Here is an 18089-nt window from a genome sequence, read left to right as displayed (position 1 = left end):
CTTCATGACCTCAAGCTCCTGGAACATCGCCCGCCCTTGGCGCGGGATCATGGTCGCCACCGCGCTGCCCCTGCGTGACGACCTGTCCGTCGACTACGACGCGTACGCCGAGCATGTCGCCTGGCTGATCGAGAACGGCTGCGACGGCGTCGTGCCGAACGGTTCGCTCGGCGAGTACCAGACCCTCACCGACGAGGAGCGGGCCCGGGTGGTCCGTACCGCCGTCGAGGCGGCGGGCGACGGCGCGCGGGTGATGCCCGGTGTCGCCGCCTACGGCAGCGCCGAGGCCCGCCGCTGGGCCGAGCAGGCCGCCGAAGCCGGCTGCGGCTCGGTCCTGCTGCTGCCCCCGAACGCCTACCGCGCCGACGAGCAGGCCGTCCGCGCCCACTACGCCCAGACCGCCAAGGCCGGGGTGCCGGTCGTCGCGTACAACAACCCCATCGACACCAAGGTGGATCTGACACCCGCGCTGCTGGCCGAGCTGCACGCCGCCGGGCACATCGTCGCGGTCAAGGAATTCACCGGCGATGTCCGCCGGGCCTACGAGATCGCCGAACTCGCCCCGGAACTCGACCTGCTCATCGGCGCGGACGACGTCCTGCTGGAGCTTGCCCTGGCCGGCGCGGTCGGCTGGATCGCCGGCTACCCCAACGCCTTCCCCGCCAGCTGCGCCGAGCTCTACCACGCCGCCGTCGCCGGCGACCTCGACACCGCCCTGCCGCTCTACAGGTCCCTGCACTCACTGCTGCGCTGGGACTCCAAGGTCGAGTTCGTCCAGTCCATCAAGCTGTCCATGGACATCGCCGGCCGCCGTGGCGGCCCGGTCCGCCCGCCGCGCGTTCCGCTCACGGGAGAGATCGAGGCCGGAGTCCGGGCCGCCACCGAAAAGGCCGTCGCCGACGGCCACCACTGACCACGGGAGCCCACGCATGCGTACCCGCCACGTCTTCCACGCCGTCGACTCCCACACCGAGGGCATGCCGACCCGCGTCATCACCGGCGGCGTCGGCGTCATCCCAGGCGCCACCATGGCCGATCGACGGCTGCACTTCATCGAGCACCTGGACCACATCCGCACGCTGCTGATGTACGAGCCGCGCGGCCACGCCTCCATGAGCGGCGCGATCCTCCAGCCGTCCACGCGCCCCGACGCCGACTACGGCGTTCTCTACATCGAGGTCTCCGGACTGCTGCCGATGTGCGGACACGGCACCATCGGCGTCGCCACCGTTCTGGTGGAGACCGGCATGGTGCCCGTGACCGAGCCGGTCACCACGGTCCGCCTGGATACTCCGGCCGGTCTGGTCTCCGTCGACGTACGCGTCGAGGACGGCGCGGCAAAGTCCGTCACGTTCACCAATGTGCCTTCCTTCAGCGTCGGCCTGGACCGCACGGTGGAGGTGCCGGGGTACGGGAAGGTGACCTACGACCTCGCATTCGGCGGCAACTTCTACGCCTTCGTCGAACTCGACGAGCTGGGTCTGCCCTTCGACCGGGACCGCAAGGACGATCTGCTGGCCGCCGGACTGGCGATCATGGAAGCCATCAACGCCACCGACCGACCGGTCCACCCGGAGAAGCCGGAGATCGGCGGCGTCAAGCACGTCTACCTCGCAGCACCAGGCTCGAACGCGCGCCGTTCCCGGCACGCCATGGCCATCCACCCGGGCTGGTTCGACCGTTCCCCCTGCGGGACCGGCACTTCCGCCCGGATGGCACAGCTGCACGCCCGCGGCCTGCTGGCGCTGCACCACGACTTCGTCAACGAGTCCTTCATTGGTACGGAGTTCACCGGCCGGCTGGTGGAGGAGACCACCGTGGGCGGACTGCCCGCCGTGGTGCCCACGATCACCGGCCGCGCCTGGATCACCGGCACCGCCCAGTACTTCCTCGATCCGGACGACCCCTTCCCCGGAGGCTTCCTGCTGTGACCACCGTCGTCTCCCACAATCCGGCGGAGCCCTCGGACCTCGTCGTCGAGGCTCCGGCCGCCGGCGCCTTCGCCGCCGCCGAAGTGGTGGAACGGACCCGCACCGCCCAGCCCGGCTGGCTGCTGGGCGGGGCGGCCGCCCGGTCCGCCGCGCTCACGGCGATCGCCGGGGCGATCGAGGCCGCGGCCGACGAACTCAGCGCGCTGGCCGTACGTGAAGTGGGCAAGCCGGTCACCGAGGCGCGCGCCGAGGTGGCGCGGACCGCCGCGATCTGGCGGTACTACGCCCAACTGCCGTACGACCCGGTCGGCGAGGTCCACGAGCCCGCGGCCGGCCCCGGGCTGCTGCTCACCCGCCGCCGCCCGCACGGGGTCGCCGGGCTCATCACGCCCTGGAACTTCCCGTACGCGATTCCCAGCTGGAAGGCGGCCCCCGCGCTGGCCGCGGGCAATGCCGTCGTCCTCAAGCCCGCGCCCGAGGCCACCGCCTGCGCCCTGCGCCTGGCCGAACTGATCCAACAGCCCCTGCCCAAGGGCGTGTTCACGGTGGTGACCGGCGGGGCGACCGAGGGCCGTGCCGTCGCCTCCACCGCCGACGTGGTGTCCTTCACCGGCTCCACGGTCACCGGCGGCGCGGTGGTGCGCGCCGCGACGTGGCGGGGCATACCGGTGCAGGCCGAGATGGGCGGCCTCAACGCCGCGATCGTGCTGCCCGACGCCGACATCGCCGCGGCAGCCGGGCAGATCGCCGCCGCGATCGCCGGATACGCCGGGCAGAAGTGCACGGCCACCAGCCGGGTGATCGCGGTCGGCGCCGCCCTCGGCCCACTGCGTGAGGCCCTGTCCGAGGCGCTGCGCGCCCTGCCGGTGGGCGATCCCGGCGAGCCCGCGACCGTCTGCGGCCCGCTCATCTCTTCGGCCGCACGCGACCGCCTCCTCAGATCCTGGGAGTCCGCTTCGGTACTCGCGGGAGGAACCGTGTCCGATGCCCCTGGCTGGTACGCGGCCCCGACCCTGGTCGAGAAGGTCCCTGTCGGCCACACCCTGCTGCGCGAGGAGGTCTTCGGCCCGGTGGCCGCCCTGCTGCCTGCCCAGGATCTGGCACATGCCGTACGGATCACCAATTCCGTCCCGTACGGCCTGGTCACCTCGGTGCACACGGCGGACCTGGACACTGCGTTGTACGGGCTCGACCAGCTCGACACGGGCATGATCCGGATGAATGCGCCGTCCACCGGCGTCGACTTCCATCTGCCTTTCGGCGGCGCCAAGGCCTCCAGCCACGGGCCGCGCGAACAGGGCCGCGCGGCCCTGGAGTTCTATTCCACCGGCCGCACTTATACCCTCGCACCTGCGAAAACAACGTGACATTGTACGCTGGTGCTCCGAGGCGGCACGGAGGGGAACACCATGGGGCATCTGAAGCGCAATCTGGTCACGGCCCGGGAGCGGCTGCGCGACCAGGTGGCCCACGCCCTGCGGGCCGCGCTCATCTCCGGCGAACTCCGCCCCGGCGAGGTCTACTCCGCGCCGGGGCTCGCGGAGGACTTCGGCATCTCCGCAACGCCGGTGCGCGAGGCGATGCTCGACCTCGCCCGCGAGGGTCTGGTCGAGCCCGTACGGAACAAGGGCTTCCGGATCACCGAGGTCAATGAGCGCGATCTCGACCAGTACACCGAGATCCGCACCCTGATCGAGGTCCCGATGATCGGCCGGATCACCCGCAGCGCCTCCCGCGAGGACCTGGAAGCGCTCCGGCCGGTGGCCGAGGAGATCGTCCGCGCAGCCCGCGAGCACGACCTCATCGGCTATCTGGAGGCCGACCGCCAGTTCCATCTCAGCCTGCTCGGTCTCACGGGCAACGAGCGCCTCGTCGAGACCGTCGGCGATCTGCGCAAGCGCTCGCGCCTCTACGGGCTGACGACGCTGGACGAGCGCGACCAGCTGCTGCCGTCCGCCGAAGAGCACCTGGAGCTCCTCGATCTGATGCTGGCCGGTGACGCCAAGGGCGCCGAGGCCTGTATGACCCGGCATCTGGGCCATGTGCGCTCACTGTGGGCGGAGGGCCTCAAGGACGCCGAGACCCCGGCGGGGCGCCGCCCCAAGCGCGGCCGGGCCGCCGCAGGCTGACGGCCGCTCGGCGCCCCAGGCACAGGCGCGCCCTCGCGCCATCACCTTTCCGCTGGACCACTCGACCAGCGCGACGCCGGCCGCAGCACGCCGGTCACCTCCCGTGCCGCGGCCCGCTTCGAGCTGCGACCCGCTTCGAGCCGTCGCTTCAGACAGGCAGTGCAAAGTAGCTGCCCTCCCGAGCCACAAAATCTATCGTGGCCAACATAGACATTGCATGCCCTCATGGTTAGAGTTTCTCTCGTAGCCGACGAAGTCAGCGATACGCGGCAGAGACGAACTGGCGCGAGCAGTACACGGCACGGCAATGGAGTCGCGGGGCCAGGAAAGCAAGAGGGCCTCGGGGCTGATGGCCGGGCCGGGCGGCCTCGGGGCCGCCGTGCAGCACCGCATGTTCAGATCAATGCAACCCGTAGAACAGAGAGGAGCAGACGCCATCAGGATCGCCCGGGCGAGGATCCAGTTCGCTCGGGTACCGCAGGCCCCGATTGGAAGGTGGTCCCCGGTCACGCATCCTCGATACCCGCACTGCCGACCTCAAGGACGGACAAGCGGAATACGAAAGCCAGCGCAGAGCGCCGGCAGATGGTGTTGATACCCCTCGGGGCCCCGGTGTGTATGCACCGGGGCCCCTCGACGCGTTCAAGAAAGAGGTGCAAATGCCCCAAGAGAACCCACCGCAGGCCACCGATCGATTCGACGATGACGACTTCCCCGCCTACACCATGGGTCGCGCCGCCGAGATGATCGGTGCTACGCCTGGCTTCCTCCGAGCCGTCGGCGAAGCCCGGCTGATCACCCCCCTGCGGTCCGAGGGCGGCCACCGCCGCTACTCCCGCTACCAGCTGCGCATCGCCGCTCGCGCACGCGAGCTCGTCGACGGCGGCACGCCGATCGACGCCGCCTGCCGCATCGTCATCCTGGAAGACCAGCTCGAGGAAGCCCTGCGACTCAACGAGGAACTGCGCCAGACCTCAGACTCGAACGGGGCCACCGACTCCTGATCGACGCCCGACCGACTCCCGAGGGACGGCCAACCTCACTCCCCGTTCCGCCCAGAGGCGCTCCCCGCACTCGAATATCTAGTGCCGCAGGCGCAGATATTCGAGTAATGCGCGATGAGGGTTTATGGCGCGACGGGCGGAGTGATATTACTCGCCGCGCCCGGCTGCTTGCGCCGTGCTATCGTTATGTCTCAGTTGCAGTTGTGGTTCCCAAAAGACTTCAAGTGCTCGTGCCGGCTTATACGCCGGAGCGTGCACTTCTTTATTTCCGGTGTTTCCGGACGGGGCAATCATCGCGGCGACACGGAGCTCGCACAGTGCGGGCTCCGGGCACTGCCCCGAAGGAGATATGACATGGCTACTGGCACCGTCAAGTGGTTCAACGCGGAAAAGGGTTTCGGCTTCATCGAGCAGGATGGCGGCGGCGCTGACGTGTTCGCCCACTACTCGAACATCGCCACCCAGGGCTTCCGCGAGCTGCAGGAAGGCCAGAAGGTGAACTTCGACGTCACGCAGGGCCAGAAGGGCCCGCAGGCTGAGAACATCGTTCCTGCCTGACACACGACGCAGCTGGGGCCCGCACCTTGGGGTGCGGGCCCCAGCTCGTTGCTTTTCCGGGTTTTGACCAAGGCCGCGGCTTCACCCGCGGCACGGAGCAATACGTTCCACTCCGTCCCGCGGGCAGTCCGCCCACGGCTCCCGACGGACATACAGGTCCCCCGTTCCCCATGATTCGGCATCCCAGCCGCTTCGGCGCATGTCAGTCATTTTGACGCGTCGGCCCCGACCCTTTTCAGGCCGCGGCCGGACTTCGTCTTCGTATTTTTTCGGCTCGTTCTTGCGATTTTCTGTGCCGCTCATTGCTGCCGAGAATCCCTCGATACGCGCCACATCGAGGAAGGTTCTGCATGAACCGCACAGCTCGCACGAACGACCGCTACTCCCGCACCCGCAAGGGCGGCAATGCAGGTTCCGGCAGAAGCGGCGGCTTCCGCTCGCAGTCGCAGGGACGCAACGGCGCTCCCGCGCGCTCGGCTGCCCCCAGCCGCTCCGGCGGATACGGGCGTCGTCCCGCAGCGCGCCAGGGAGAATTCGCGCTGCCCGTCACCATCACCCCGGCACTGCCCGCCGTCACCGCCTTCGCCGAACTGGACATGCCCGCTCCCCTGCTGGCCGAGCTCCGCACCCAGGGGGTGACCGTGCCGTTCCCGATCCAGGCGGCAACCCTGCCGAACACGCTGGCCGGCCGCGACGTTCTGGGCCGCGGGCGCACCGGCTCCGGAAAGACCCTCGCCTTCGGCCTGGCCCTGCTGGCCCGCACCGAGGGCAAGCGCGCCGAGCCCCGGCAGCCGCTGGCTCTGGTCCTGGTTCCCACCCGGGAACTGGCCCAGCAGGTCACCGATGCGCTCACCCCGTACGCCAGGTCGCTGAAGCTGCGCCTGGCCACTGTGGTCGGCGGTATGTCCATCGGCCGTCAGGCCGGCGCCCTGCGCGGCGGGGCCGAGATCGTCGTGGCGACTCCTGGCCGGCTCAAGGACCTCATCGAGCGCGGCGACTGCCGCCTGGACCGCGTCGGCATCACCGTCCTGGACGAAGCCGACCAGATGGCCGACATGGGCTTCATGCCCCAGGTCACCGAACTGCTCGACCAGGTACGCCCCGAGGGCCAGCGGATGCTCTTCTCCGCCACCCTCGACCGCAACGTCGACCTGCTGGTCCGCCGCTACCTGCACGACCCGGTGGTCCACTCGGTCGACCCGTCAGCGGGCGCGGTCACCACGATGGAGCACCACGTACTGCACGTCCACGGCGCCGACAAGTACGCCACCACCACCGAGATCGCCGCCCGCGACGGCCGGGTGATCATGTTCCTGGACACCAAGCACGCGGTGGACCAGCTCACCAAGCACCTGCTGAACAGCGGCGTACGGGCCGCGGCACTGCACGGCGGCAAGTCGCAGCCCCAGCGCAACCGCACCCTTGCGCAGTTCAAGACCGGCCATGTCACGGCGCTGGTGGCCACCAATGTCGCGGCCCGAGGCATCCATGTCGACAACCTCGACCTCGTCGTCAACGTCGACCCGCCCAGCGACCACAAGGACTATCTGCACCGCGGCGGCCGCACCGCCCGCGCCGGCGAGTCCGGCAGCGTCGTCACCCTGGTCCTGCCCAACCAGCGCCGCGACATGACCCGACTGCTGGCCGATGCCGGCATCACCCCGCAGACCACCCAGGTGCGCTCCGGCGAGGCCGAACTGAGCCGTATCACCGGCGCCCAGGCGCCCTCGGGTGTTCCCGTCACCATCACCGCACCGGTGGTGGAGAAGACACAGCGCGGCGCCTCCTCGTCCCGCGGCCGGCGCAGCCGTCCCGCTCAGACCCGCCGCTCCCCCGCTGCGTCCCAGGGACGGTCCGGTACCTCGCAGCGCCAGTCCTCGTTCCGAAGCGCCGCATGAAGTCGCAGCCCTCGTGGTCGTGAACCGGTCCACTGATCCACCGAACACGGAAGGTGTCCATTGACGCTGCTTCTCCCTCAGCCACGGCAGACGGACCGCATCGGCCTGACTGCCGCCGACGTCATGACTTCCCACGGACCGCAGGTCGGCGATGACATGATCGTCGACGTCGCCCTGTCCGTCCTCATCGGCGCGGGCGTGGGCCATGTGATCGTGCGCGGCGACGACGACCGCTGTGCCGGTCTGGTCTCCCGGGCCCAGCTCACCGCGTACCGCAGTGGCTCCTGGTACTCCGAGGACACACGGTTGCGGGACATCGTCCACGACCGGGGACCGTTCACTCTGCCGGAAACGTCCCTGCCCGAAGCGGAATACGCCATGCGGGCCCGGGACCTCGGCGCCTCGCCCGTCGTCGACGAGGACGGGTACATCCTCGGCGTCCTCGCCCTCACCCGCTGAACTGCCCGTGGCGGGCACTCCGTGTCCGCCCTTCCCTCCAACCTTGTTGAGGCATCATGCGCTGCGTCATCGCCCGTTTCCCCTTCGACCTGGTCAAGAGTGACGTGCAGCAGTCGATGAAGGGCATCAAGCCCGAACCCGTCACGGGTGAGTCCGTGACCATCGGCCGCCGGACCTACCCCGTCAAGCAGGTGGGCGAAGTGATCACCGGACAGGATCGCCGCGACTTCACCGCAGGCGAGGTGACCAGGGCACTCACCCGCCTCGGTTTCACCTGCCACACCGCCCCCGCGCTCGCCCATGCACCCGTCCTCAGCCCGCTCGAGACTGCGTCGGCGCAGCTCGGAACAGCGGCAATTATGTGACGGGACCCTTATGTGGCGCCCGCATGACGCATGTTCACCGTCGTTCACGACGCCGAACAGGCTGCCTCGCCCCTGGCACACAACAGGGGCCGAGGGGCGCGCAGTCATCACTCCCCTGTCCGGATGCGTCTCTCAGCCGGGGCGCTGCCCATCGGTGGGCAGTCGTCCGTGCTCGTCGGCCGTGTCGCTCGCGGCCAGTTCGGCCTCCAGTCCGCTGATGCGCTCCTGCAGGGTCAGCACCCGGCGGACGCCGACGAGCGTGAGTCCCTCGTCGATCAGCTTTATCGCCTCGGACACCTGACCGATCTCCCGGCGGGAGTAGCGGCGCTGCCCTCCCGCCGACCGGGCGGGAGCGACCACGCCGTGCTCGTCCAAGCGCCGCAGGAAGGCGATGCGGACCTTCAGCATGTCCGCGACCTGGCCGATGGTGTAGAGCGCGGCATCGGCGTCGTCGATGGGTAGCCCGCCCATCCGGTCCTCCTTCTACAGGCTGCGGCGCCCTACAGGCTGCGGTACCGCCCGTCCGCGACGATCTGGTTCACCGCGTCACCGGGCGCTCTTTGCTTCCGGGCGATGAACCGGCCTGCGGTTCGGCTACCGCCACTTCGGCGGGGCGCAGCAGGTGGTCGCCGACGCGGTATCCCAGGCGGAGGATCTCGGTGCAGGTGGGGTACTCGACCTGGTCGCTGGAGGTGTACGAGACGGCCTCGTGCACGACCGGGTCGAAGGGGTCGCCCGCAGTGCCGAAGGATTCCAGTCCGAGCGTCGCCAGTTCGGCCTCCAGCGCCTGCGCCACGCGCTCGAAGCCGCCCGGTCACCTCTCCCAGTTCAGTGGCCTCGGAGAGGGCGTCGAGCACAGGCAGGAGCCGGCCGAGCACGTTGGCCACGGCGATCTCGCGGACCGCGAGGCGATCGCGGCGTACCCGCTTGCGGTAGTTGTCGTATTCGGCCTTCAGCCACTGCAGGTCTGCCGTGCGTTCCCGCAGTTCCGTCTGGAGCCCGGACTCATGAGGTGGCGGCTCGGCGGCGGCCCGGTCACCGCGGCCGGGCGTCGCACCAACGGCCGGCTCGTCGCCGCCGGCGGCCCGGGTCGGGAGGGTGGCCGAGTTGTGTGGTGACCTGTCCCCGACGATCTCCAGCGGTGGGGCAGAGAGGCCTGGGACGTCAGTGGGACGCTTCATCCTGTGCTTCCCTCCTGCTTGTCCTCATCGACGATCTCCGCGTCGACGACCTCCTCCTCGCCGTCGGCAGCCGTACCCGACCCGGACTGGCCCGTGTCGCCGGTGGCACTGCCGGGGCTTTGGGCCTGCGCGTTGGCATACATCGCCTGGCCGAGCTTCTGGCTGACCGCCGCGAGCTTCTCGGTGGCGGTGCGGATCTCGGCGGTGTCCTCGCCCTTGAGCTTCTCCTTCAGCTCGCCGACCGCGGTCTCGACCTCGGTCTTCACCTCGCCGGGAACCTTGTCCTCGTTGTCCTTGAGGAACTTCTCGGTCTGGTAGACGAGCTGCTCGCCCTGGTTGCGGGACTCCGCGGCCTCACGCCTGCGGCGGTCCTCATCCGCGTGCCGCTCGGCCTCGCGGGCCATGCGGTCGATGTCGTCCTTCGGCAGCGAGGAGCCGCCGGTGACGGTCATCTTCTGCTCCTTGCCCGTGCCCAGGTCCTTCGCGGTCACGTGCATGATGCCGTTGGCGTCGATGTCGAAGGCGACCTCGATCTGCGGGACCCCGCGGGGGGCCGGCGGCAGACCGGTCAGCTCGAACATCCCGAGCTTCTTGTTGTACGCCGCGATCTCGCGCTCGCCCTGGTAGACCTGGATCTGCACGGACGGCTGGTTGTCCTCGGCCGTGGTGAAGATCTCGGACCGCTTGGTCGGGATCGTGGTGTTGCGCTCGATCAGCTTGGTCATGATGCCGCCCTTGGTCTCGATACCGAGGGACAGCGGGGTCACGTCGAGGAGCAGGACGTCCTTGACCTCACCCTTGAGGACACCGGCCTGGAGGGCGGCGCCGATGGCGACGACCTCGTCGGGGTTCACACCCTTGTTGGCGTCCTTGCCGCCGGTCAGCTCCTTGACGAGCTCGGCGACCGCGGGCATACGGGTGGAGCCGCCGACCAGGACCACGTGGTCGATCTCGGACAGCTGGATGCCGGCGTCCTTGACGGCGTTGTGGAACGGGGTCTTGCAGCGCTCCAGGAGGTCCGCGGTGAGCTGCTGGAACTGGGCGCGCGTGAGCTTCTCGTCCAGGTGCAGCGGGCCCTCGGCGGAGGCCGTGATGTACGGCAGGTTGATCGTGGTCTCGGTTGTGGCCGAGAGCTCGATCTTGGCCTTCTCGGCGGCTTCACGCAGCCGCTGCGTGGCCATCTTGTCCTTGGTCAGGTCGATGCCGTGCGCGTTCTTGAACTGCTTGGCCAGATGATCCACGATCCGCTGGTCCCAGTCGTCGCCGCCCAGGTGTGTGTCGCCGTTGGTGGCCTTCACCTCGACGACGCCGTCGCCGATCTCCAGCAGCGAGACGTCGAAGGTGCCGCCACCGAGGTCGAAGACGAGGATCGTCTGGTCGTCCTTGTCGAGGCCGTAGGCCAGGGCTGCCGCAGTCGGCTCGTTGATGATCCGCAGCACCTTCAGGCCCGCGATCTCGCCGGCTTCCTTGGTGGCGGTGCGCTGGGAGTCGTTGAAGTACGCCGGGACGGTGATGACGGCGTCCGTCACGTCCTCGCCCAGGTAGGCCTCGGCATCGCGCTTGAGTTTCTGCAGCACTCGTGCGGAGATCTCCTGTGCCGTGTAGCGCTTGCCGTCGATGTCGCCGCTGTCGGGAAAACGCCAGTCCGCCTCACCCACGTGGCGCTTGACCGACCGCGCGGTGCGCTCGATGTTGGTGACCGCCTGACGCTTCGCAACCTCACCCACGAGCACGTCGCCGTTCTTCGCGAACCCGACCACCGACGGGGTGGTCCGGGCACCCTCGGTGTTGGTGATGACCGTGGGATCGCCGCCCTCCAGGACGCAGACCACCGAGTTCGTCGTTCCGAGGTCGATACCTACTGCTCGTGCCATGGTCTCACCTGCCGATATGGAGCAAATCTCCCTGTAAACCGGCATAGAACGTCATGGCGAGCCTGTCAAGATGCTCCACTTCGAGGCATATAGGCGATATGTGGCCCTACCACTGCGGGGAGCGTACAGCGGGGCGACCGACCGGCAGTGGACGCGGTCCGGACTACGGACGGGATTGCGGCGAGTTTCTGGACCGTTGCTTCGGATATCGCAACAACGGCATGAAACGGGTGACGCATGCACTCGACCCAAACCATCTTCGATTGCATGGTCATCATCCGATTTCGTCTGGTGATTCCGTACCAGTGACGCGATCGGCCATGGAAGTCGCACAACGTATACTCAGAGGCAAGTACGGATTCCGTAGGTAAATGGCCGTTGACGTTGCGGTTTTCGCAGGGTTGCATGACGCCCCGGGAGCAGGTACCACCCAACACACAGCCGCCGGAGGCGATAGCGCTCCCCCTCGATACCCGTTGTACGAGTCGATCGGAACCACCACTCCATGACCGAGACGCTTCGCACCCCCGCCCCCGCAGTCCCCGAAGTCCCCGTGGCGGTGGATGACAGCACTCCCCAGAAGCTCAAGCGTTCCATCGGTGTCGTGGGCGGCACCCTGCTCACGCTGTCCTGCGTGACCCCCGCCTCCACGCTCTTCGTCGTTGTTCCCGACCTGTTCTCCAGCCTCGGAACGGCGACCGCGCTCACCATCGCGATCGGCTCCCTGCTCTGTATCGCCGTCGCCTTCTGTTACTCGGAGCTCGGCACCCTCGTCCCGAGTGCCGGCGGCGAGTACGCCATGGTGTCGACCATGGCCGGCCGGCTCGCGGGCTGGCTCGTCTTCGTGCTGTCCCTCCTCGTCGTGATGATCGTGCCGCCGGTGATCGCCATGGGCACAGCGGACTACCTCGCCCCGGTCATCCACCTCAACCCCTCGTACGCCGGCGCCGGTGTGATGCTGCTCGCCACCCTGGCAGGCCTGCTCGATCTGCGGGCCAACGCCTGGATCACCGGCGTCTTCCTGGTACTCGAAGTGATCGCCGCGGCCGTCGTCGCCGTCCTCGGGTTCGCGCACTCCCAGCGCGGCGCGGGCAGCCTCGTCGACCTGACGGTGGCCGGTTCCCAAGGGAAGGCCGACCCGGTCACGGCGATGCTGATCGTCTCGGGGCTGGCCATCGCGCTCTTCGTCACGCAGGGCTTCTCCACCGCCGTCTACCTCTCCGAGGAACTGGACAACCCCCGCCGCAACGTCGCCCGCACCGTCCTCACCACCCTCGCCATCTCCACAGTGATCATCCTGGTACCGGTCATCGCCATCACCATGGGCGCCTCCGACCTCCAGGCCCTCACGAGCGGGGACATCAGCGGCATGGTCACCGCGTGGAGCAACTCCGCCGTCGGCACCTTCGTCAGCCTCTGCGTGGCACTCGCGATCATCAACGCGGGCATCGTCATGGTCATCCAGAACTCCCGCGTCCTGTTCGCCTCCGCCCGCGACAAGGCCTGGCCGCAGCCCGTGAACAACGCGCTCGCGAAGCTCGGCCGCTTCGGCTCCCCGTGGGTCGCCACGCTCCTCGTGGGCGTGCCCGGAGCGCTCCTGTGCTTCGTGAACCTGGACACGCTCTACGGCGTCACCGGCGTCTCCGTCACCGGCATGTACCTCCTGGTCGCCGTGGCCGCGCTGCTCGCCCGCCGCGGCTCGCACGCCCACCAGCCCGCCTGGCGGATGCCGCTGTGGCCCGCCATGCCCGTGCTGCTGATCGCCGTGCTCGCGTACATCCTCAGCCAGCAGGAGGTGACCTACCTGCTCTGGACCGGAGGGATCACGGCCGTCGCCACCCTGTACTGGGTCGGCTACCTGCGGCCGCGCCGTGCGACGAGGTGGCTGGTCTCCATCCCTGAGGACGCACAGGCTTGATGCTTGTCGGCCGACGAAATCCCGGTATCCAGTGGGGTCAGCCTCGCCCAGGAGACCTTCGGTGCAGTCCGCGCCCGAGAAGCTGCCCGGGCCGGACGTCGCAGGCGCCCGCGTCGCGTTCCATGCCCACCCTCCTCAACTGAGCACCGCGCGTGCGCTGTTCAGGTCTCCTGGCAAGGCGCTGCACGCACGGGGGTTCCACCAGCGTCTCGGGCCAAATGCTCGCACGGGGCATCCCATGACAGATGCCGTGACGGGATGCCGGCGAACAGCCTTCCCCTACGTTGCACCGCAGCGATCAAAGGCGCGGGGACCGTCGCAGGTGTAAGCAGAAGGTATGAGCGTTCGCCACGGTCTCACCCGTCTCGGCAGGTCCGGACGGTCGAGCCGTGGGTTGGTCGCCGTCCCGCTCGCGATCATCGTGGCGATCACTGTGCTCGACATCCACTCTCCGACGACCATCCACCTGGGGCCGTTCCTGGTCGCAGCGCCCGCGATCACCGCGTCATTCGCCGGGCCCGGGCTCACCGCCGCCATCGGAGCCGTCGCCGTCGCGGCCCAGATCGTCATCGGCCAGCTGCACGGCGGTCTGACGACACCGAACCACCAGGCGCAGATCGCCGCCCTCATCGTGATCTCCGCGTTCCTGACACTCTTTCGCTATGCGCTCGACCGGCACGAGCGAGCGCTGGGCCAGGTGCGGTCGGTAGCCCTCGCGGCGCAGCAGGTCCTGGTGCGGCCCCTTCCCCACCGGATCGGACCGCTGCGCATCGCCTCCGCGTACATCGCGGCCGAGGCCGAAGCGCAGATCGGCGGTGACCTGTACGCGGCGGTGCCCGCGCCTGGCGCGACCCGCCTGGTCATCGGCGACGTCCGCGGCAAGGGCCTGTCGGCCATCGGGGAGGCCGCGGGCCTGGTGGGCGCCTTCCGGGGGTCCGCCTACCGGAACCTTTCGCTGCCCGGCATCGTGGCGCACCTGGGAAATTCCGCGTACTGGAACACGACCCACCTCGCCAAGAACGACCCGGAATCCGAGGAGTCGTTCGTGACCGCCCTGGTGCTGGACGTCCATGACCACAGCCCCTCTGTCGCGATGGTGAACTGTGGGCATCCTCCGCCGTTGCTGCTGCGTGACGGGGGTGTCCAGACACTCGAGGTCAGCGAGCCCGCGCTCCCCTTGGGCCTCGGCGCCACATCGCCGAGCGACTACAAGGTCGAAACGTTCGTCTTCGAGCCCGGCGATCTCCTCCTGCTCTACACCGACGGGGTCATCGAGGCCCGAGACCACGCCGGCACCTTCTACCCACTGGCCGATCGGCTCGCCTCCTGGAACGCGGCCGACCCTCAGTCCCTGGTGCAGAACCTCCACGACGATCTGCTCCGGTACGCCGGCGGAAACCTGGGCGACGACGCGGCCATGGTCGCGATCGCAAAGTCCGCCTGAATTCCGGGGCCAATCCCCTCATCCCGGGTCGGCCGCTCATCCAGCGGCCACTTGCGCGCGCCCACCCGCCCCGCGCCGTCGGCGATTTCGCGGACGCGACGTGACGCTCTTCTTGGCAGCGCTCGGCCGAGCAGTCCGCGCGTGAAGGGCGATGCCAAGGCCTGCCTCGGACGTCACTGACAGGTTTACCAAACAGCAACCAAAGCCATCGTAGAAACTTCCCCTCAGCCTCTTGAAGGATCGTTGAACAATTCCTACGTTGTTCATCACACACGACGGAGCCGTCGGTGGTGCAACACAGCGGACGTGCCTCATGAACGCAGGGCATGGGCGCATCGGTATTTCCGCTGACAGCGGCTCCGCAGACGTCAACGACGTCTGTCTTCCCCTCTCCCGCAGTCCAGCGAGGTGCAGCACCGTGACATCCACACCCACCCGACCTCCCGTGGTCGAAGACCAGGTGACCGGGTCATTCGCGTGGTACCGCTCGTTCACCCCCAAGGGCCGTCGCGCCTTCAAGGGAGCATTCGGCGGATTCGCTCTTGATGCGTACGACTTCCAGGTGCTGCCGCTGAGCATGGTCGCCATCACGGCCTACTTCAGCCTCACCAAGGCCGAGACGGGCCTGCTGACCACGGTCACCCTGCTGATGTCAGCAGTCGGCGGAATCCTCGCCGGCATGCTGATCGACCGGGTCGGACGGGTCAAAACCCTCATGATCACCGTGACCACCTACGCAGTGTTCACCGTCCTGTGCGGTTTCGCCACCAGCTATCCGATGCTCCTGGCATCCCGGGCTCTCCAGGGTGTCGGCTTCGGCGGTGAGTGGGCGGCCGGCGCCGTCCTCGTGGCCGAGTACGCCAGAGCCCGCTACCGCGGCCGCGTACTGGCCTTCGTCCAGAGCTCCTGGGCCGTCGGATGGGCCCTGGCCGTCATCGTGTCCACCGTCGTCATGGACAACGTCGAGTCCGACCTCGCCTGGCGCGTGATGTTCTGGACCGGCGCCCTGCCGGCCCTGCTGCTGATCTACGTCCGCCGCAACGTCAAGGACGCCCCTCAGGTGACCGAGCGGCTGGCGGACAAGACGGCACGCGTCCCCCTTTCCTCGATCTTCCAGGGCAACCTGGCTCGCAAGACCTTCTTCGCCTCCCTTCTGGCCACGGGCGTGCAGGGCGGCTACTACACCATCGCCACCTGGCTGCCCACCTACCTCAAGACCGAGCGCGGACTGACCGTCGTCGGTACCGGCGGCTACCTGTCCACCCTCATCACCGGCGCCTTCTGCGGCTACCTGACCGGCGGTTACCTGACCGACCGGCTCGGACGCAAGAAGTCGTTCGCCCTGTTCGCGGTCCTCAGTGCCGGCCTGCTGATGACCTACATCAACATCCCGCAGGGCCAGAACACCATCCTGCTGGTCCTCGGCTTCCCGCTCGGCTTCTGTTTCTCCGCCATCTATGCAGGGTTCGGTTCCTTCCTGGCCGAGCTGTACCCCAGCGCGGTCCGCGGCACCGGCCAGAGCTTCACGTACAACGTCGGCCGCGCCGCGGGCGCGTTCTTCCCCACCGCCGTCGGCTTCCAGGCAGGAGCCGGCGTGGGCGGCGCACTGATCTACGGAGCCATCGGTTACGCCATCGCCCTGGTTGCCCTCCTGGGCCTGCCCGAGACGCGGGGCATGGAACTCGAGTAGAAACCGACCCTCCACCGCGCGGGCCCGCCGTTCCGACGGCGGGCCCGCCGGCACTTGCACACCAGGACAAGAACAGACGGCGGCTTCGCCATCGCTCCCGGCCTCCCCGCAGATGGCGAAGCCGCTCCCACCCCGGTCCCAAAGCGAGGGTCCCCCTGAGAAGGAGGACTGATGTGCTCGATACGCTGGTCCCCAAGGGTCTTTCCGGCGAGCTCGCCGCGCGGGTGGGGGCGGTCACGGTACTGGCGACCTTCGACGACCAACCGCTCGCTGCCGTCGCCGCGGCGGGGCAGGTTCGGCGTCACTGGTCCGGCCACCGGGTGACGCTCAACGCCTGAACCGTTCCGTGCCAGAAGCCCATTCCCTCAAGGTGATCAGACAATGAACCTTCGCCCGTCGGCCCCGAGCAACCACGGTCAAGTGGTGACGACACCGACGTGCCCGTACACCGCCGGGGCCGCGCTGGACCCGGCCGACGCCGCCTTCGCCGCCGACCCCCACCCGTTCTACGCGGCCCTGCGTGACCGCGCTCCAGCCACCCGGGTACGGCTGGCCAACGGCTCCGACGCATGGCTGGTCACCGGCTACGACCAGGTCCGAGGGGTGCTCGCCGACGCCCGGTTCTCCAATGTGCCACCGCGCGGTGCCGGGCGTCCCAAGCCCGACTCCCCCGGCCAACAGGCCCGTGCCCTGCTGGCCCGGCACATGCTCAACACCGACGCCCCCGACCACGTACGCCTGCGGCACCTGGTAACGAAGACGTTCACACCCCGACGGGTCGACGCACTACAGCCCCGCATCCATGAACTGGTTGCCCGGCTGCTACAGGAGATACCCCGCGATGCCGAGGTGGATCTCGTCGACGCGTTCGCCTTCCCGCTGCCGGTTCTCGTCATCGGCGAGGTGCTGGGCGTGCCGCCCGCCGACCGCGACGCACTGCGCGAATGGACCTACCAGGTGGGCTCGCCCGCGCACACACTGCCGCCCGGCGCGCTGGACGATGCCTGGTCGTCACTGCACGAGTACTTCAAGTCCCTGATCGACAACAAACGCCGCTCCCCCGGCGACGATCTGTTCAGCTCTCTTGTACAGGGCGAGCTGGACACCGACGAGCTGCTGGCCATGGCGTTCCTGCTGCTGTTCGCCGGCTACGAGACGACGATGAACCTGCTCGCATCGGCTGTGCTGCTCCTGCTCACCCATCCCGAGGAGTTGGCAGAGCCGCACTGGCCGCACGTGGTGGAGGAAACACTGCGGCACGCCAGCCCCTTGGAGGGAGCTACATGGCGGCGCACGGTGGAAGAGGTGGAGCTGACGGGGACGCGCATCCCGGCCGGTGCTTCCGTACTCGGCGTACTTGCTGCCGCCAGCCGTGACCCACTGCGCTATCCGGAGCCGAACGCCTTCCGGCCTCAGCGGTGGGCCGACGAACGGACACCGCCGAGCCTCGCATTCGGGCACGGGCCGCACTACTGCGTGGGAGCGCGGCTGGCCCGCCTGGAGGCGCAGATCGCGCTGCCCGTCCTTTTCGAGGCGTTTCCCGGCCTGCAGCTGACTGTGGACCCGGGACAACTGCCCTACCGCCCAGGGCTACTGGTGCGTGGACCGCGTGTACTGCCCGTCCGCACCCGCTGACCT

General features: G+C 68.7%; 17 protein-coding genes and 1 pseudogene. 14 read left to right on the top strand and 4 right to left on the bottom strand.

Annotated features, from left to right (window positions below):
• The first annotated feature begins 4 nt into the window (after positions 1–4).
• From OG729_RS37680 to OG729_RS37640, 9 genes are all read left to right on the top strand, one after another.
• On the top strand, positions 5–913 hold the full coding sequence (locus tag OG729_RS37680; RefSeq protein WP_405810582.1) for a dihydrodipicolinate synthase family protein: 909 nt from the start codon (positions 5–7) through the stop codon (positions 911–913).
• 16 nt (positions 914–929) lie between these two features.
• Complete coding sequence (locus OG729_RS37675; RefSeq protein ID WP_405810581.1) at positions 930–1931, top strand: proline racemase family protein; 1002 nt, start codon at positions 930–932, stop codon at positions 1929–1931.
• Positions 1928–3298, top strand: a complete 1371-nt coding sequence (locus OG729_RS37670; RefSeq protein ID WP_405810579.1) for an aldehyde dehydrogenase family protein — start codon at positions 1928–1930, stop codon at positions 3296–3298. The genes OG729_RS37675 and OG729_RS37670 overlap by 4 nt, the downstream gene beginning before the upstream one ends.
• A 42-nt stretch (positions 3299–3340) precedes the next feature.
• Positions 3341–4060, top strand: coding sequence for a GntR family transcriptional regulator (locus OG729_RS37665; protein ID WP_405810578.1), 720 nt, complete (start codon positions 3341–3343; stop codon positions 4058–4060).
• A gap of 659 nt (positions 4061–4719) precedes the next feature.
• Positions 4720–5064, top strand: a complete 345-nt coding sequence (locus tag OG729_RS37660; RefSeq protein WP_405810577.1) for a MerR family transcriptional regulator — start codon at positions 4720–4722, stop codon at positions 5062–5064.
• Positions 5065–5418: 354 nt separating this feature from the next.
• Complete coding sequence (locus OG729_RS37655; RefSeq protein WP_046930152.1) at positions 5419–5622, top strand: cold-shock protein; 204 nt, start codon at positions 5419–5421, stop codon at positions 5620–5622.
• 350 nt (positions 5623–5972) lie between these two features.
• Entirely contained in the window at positions 5973–7520 is a 1548-nt protein-coding gene (locus tag OG729_RS37650; RefSeq protein ID WP_360885344.1) for a DEAD/DEAH box helicase, read from the top strand.
• A gap of 60 nt (positions 7521–7580) precedes the next feature.
• Entirely contained in the window at positions 7581–7979 is a 399-nt protein-coding gene (locus OG729_RS37645; RefSeq protein ID WP_360885341.1) for a CBS domain-containing protein, read from the top strand.
• 56 nt (positions 7980–8035) lie between these two features.
• Complete coding sequence (locus OG729_RS37640) at positions 8036–8344, top strand: SCO5918 family protein (protein WP_405810574.1); 309 nt, start codon at positions 8036–8038, stop codon at positions 8342–8344.
• Positions 8345–8476: 132 nt separating this feature from the next.
• Here the strand turns inward: OG729_RS37640 and OG729_RS37635 are convergent, their stop codons facing one another.
• From OG729_RS37635 to dnaK, 4 genes and pseudogenes are all read right to left on the bottom strand, one after another.
• Complete coding sequence (locus OG729_RS37635) at positions 8477–8815, bottom strand: MerR family transcriptional regulator (protein WP_360885336.1); 339 nt, start codon at positions 8813–8815, stop codon at positions 8477–8479.
• Positions 8816–8882: 67 nt separating this feature from the next.
• The gene (gene grpE / locus OG729_RS37630) at positions 8883–9140 is read right to left on the bottom strand and encodes a nucleotide exchange factor GrpE (protein WP_405810572.1); all 258 of its coding nucleotides are present in this window, start codon (positions 9138–9140) and stop codon (positions 8883–8885) included.
• Between the two features lie 85 nt (positions 9141–9225).
• Positions 9226–9525: pseudogene (locus OG729_RS37625) on the bottom strand (nucleotide exchange factor GrpE); the annotation flags it as partial.
• Positions 9522–11399, bottom strand: a complete 1878-nt coding sequence (gene dnaK / locus OG729_RS37620) for a molecular chaperone DnaK (RefSeq protein WP_405810570.1) — start codon at positions 11397–11399, stop codon at positions 9522–9524. The gene dnaK and the pseudogene OG729_RS37625, both read right to left, overlap by 4 nt.
• A gap of 505 nt (positions 11400–11904) precedes the next feature.
• On the opposite strand from dnaK, the gene OG729_RS37615 reads away from it, so the two are divergent.
• The 5 genes from OG729_RS37615 (at position 11905) to OG729_RS37595 (ending at position 18086) form a co-directional block, all read left to right on the top strand.
• The gene (locus tag OG729_RS37615) at positions 11905–13317 is read left to right on the top strand and encodes an APC family permease (protein WP_360876638.1); all 1413 of its coding nucleotides are present in this window, start codon (positions 11905–11907) and stop codon (positions 13315–13317) included.
• 337 nt (positions 13318–13654) lie between these two features.
• The gene (locus tag OG729_RS37610) at positions 13655–14761 is read left to right on the top strand and encodes a PP2C family protein-serine/threonine phosphatase (protein WP_405810569.1); all 1107 of its coding nucleotides are present in this window, start codon (positions 13655–13657) and stop codon (positions 14759–14761) included.
• 418 nt (positions 14762–15179) lie between these two features.
• Entirely contained in the window at positions 15180–16451 is a 1272-nt protein-coding gene (locus OG729_RS37605) for an MFS transporter (protein ID WP_360876644.1), read from the top strand.
• Between the two features lie 173 nt (positions 16452–16624).
• Positions 16625–16789 carry a hypothetical protein gene (locus tag OG729_RS37600; protein WP_405810568.1) on the top strand — a complete coding sequence of 55 codons (165 nt, stop codon included), beginning with the start codon at positions 16625–16627 and terminating at the stop codon, positions 16787–16789.
• Between the two features lie 85 nt (positions 16790–16874).
• Positions 16875–18086: a cytochrome P450 gene (locus OG729_RS37595; RefSeq protein WP_405810566.1), complete on the top strand. Its 1212-nt coding sequence runs from the start codon at positions 16875–16877 to the stop codon at positions 18084–18086.
• Positions 18087–18089: the final 3 nt, after the last annotated feature.

This window comes from Streptomyces sp. NBC_00210 (genome assembly GCF_045160975.1).
In the GTDB taxonomy this organism is placed as follows: domain Bacteria; phylum Actinomycetota; class Actinomycetes; order Streptomycetales; family Streptomycetaceae; genus Streptomyces.
This window is presented reverse-complemented; position numbering and strand designations above follow the sequence as displayed.

Coding starts and splice junctions, on each gene's coding strand:
- OG729_RS37680 (WP_405810582.1), top strand. CDS start 5: ATGACCTCAAGCTCCTGGAACATCGCCCGCCCTTGGCGCGGGATCATG.
- OG729_RS37675 (WP_405810581.1), top strand. CDS start 930: ATGCGTACCCGCCACGTCTTCCACGCCGTCGACTCCCACACCGAGGGC.
- OG729_RS37665 (WP_405810578.1), top strand. CDS start 3,341: ATGGGGCATCTGAAGCGCAATCTGGTCACGGCCCGGGAGCGGCTGCGC.
- OG729_RS37660 (WP_405810577.1), top strand. CDS start 4,720: ATGCCCCAAGAGAACCCACCGCAGGCCACCGATCGATTCGACGATGAC.
- OG729_RS37655 (WP_046930152.1), top strand. CDS start 5,419: ATGGCTACTGGCACCGTCAAGTGGTTCAACGCGGAAAAGGGTTTCGGC.
- OG729_RS37650 (WP_360885344.1), top strand. CDS start 5,973: ATGAACCGCACAGCTCGCACGAACGACCGCTACTCCCGCACCCGCAAG.
- OG729_RS37640 (WP_405810574.1), top strand. CDS start 8,036: ATGCGCTGCGTCATCGCCCGTTTCCCCTTCGACCTGGTCAAGAGTGAC.
- OG729_RS37635 (WP_360885336.1), bottom strand. CDS start 8,815: ATGGGCGGGCTACCCATCGACGACGCCGATGCCGCGCTCTACACCATC.
- dnaK (WP_405810570.1), bottom strand. CDS start 11,399: ATGGCACGAGCAGTAGGTATCGACCTCGGAACGACGAACTCGGTGGTC.
- OG729_RS37615 (WP_360876638.1), top strand. CDS start 11,905: ATGACCGAGACGCTTCGCACCCCCGCCCCCGCAGTCCCCGAAGTCCCC.
- OG729_RS37610 (WP_405810569.1), top strand. CDS start 13,655: ATGAGCGTTCGCCACGGTCTCACCCGTCTCGGCAGGTCCGGACGGTCG.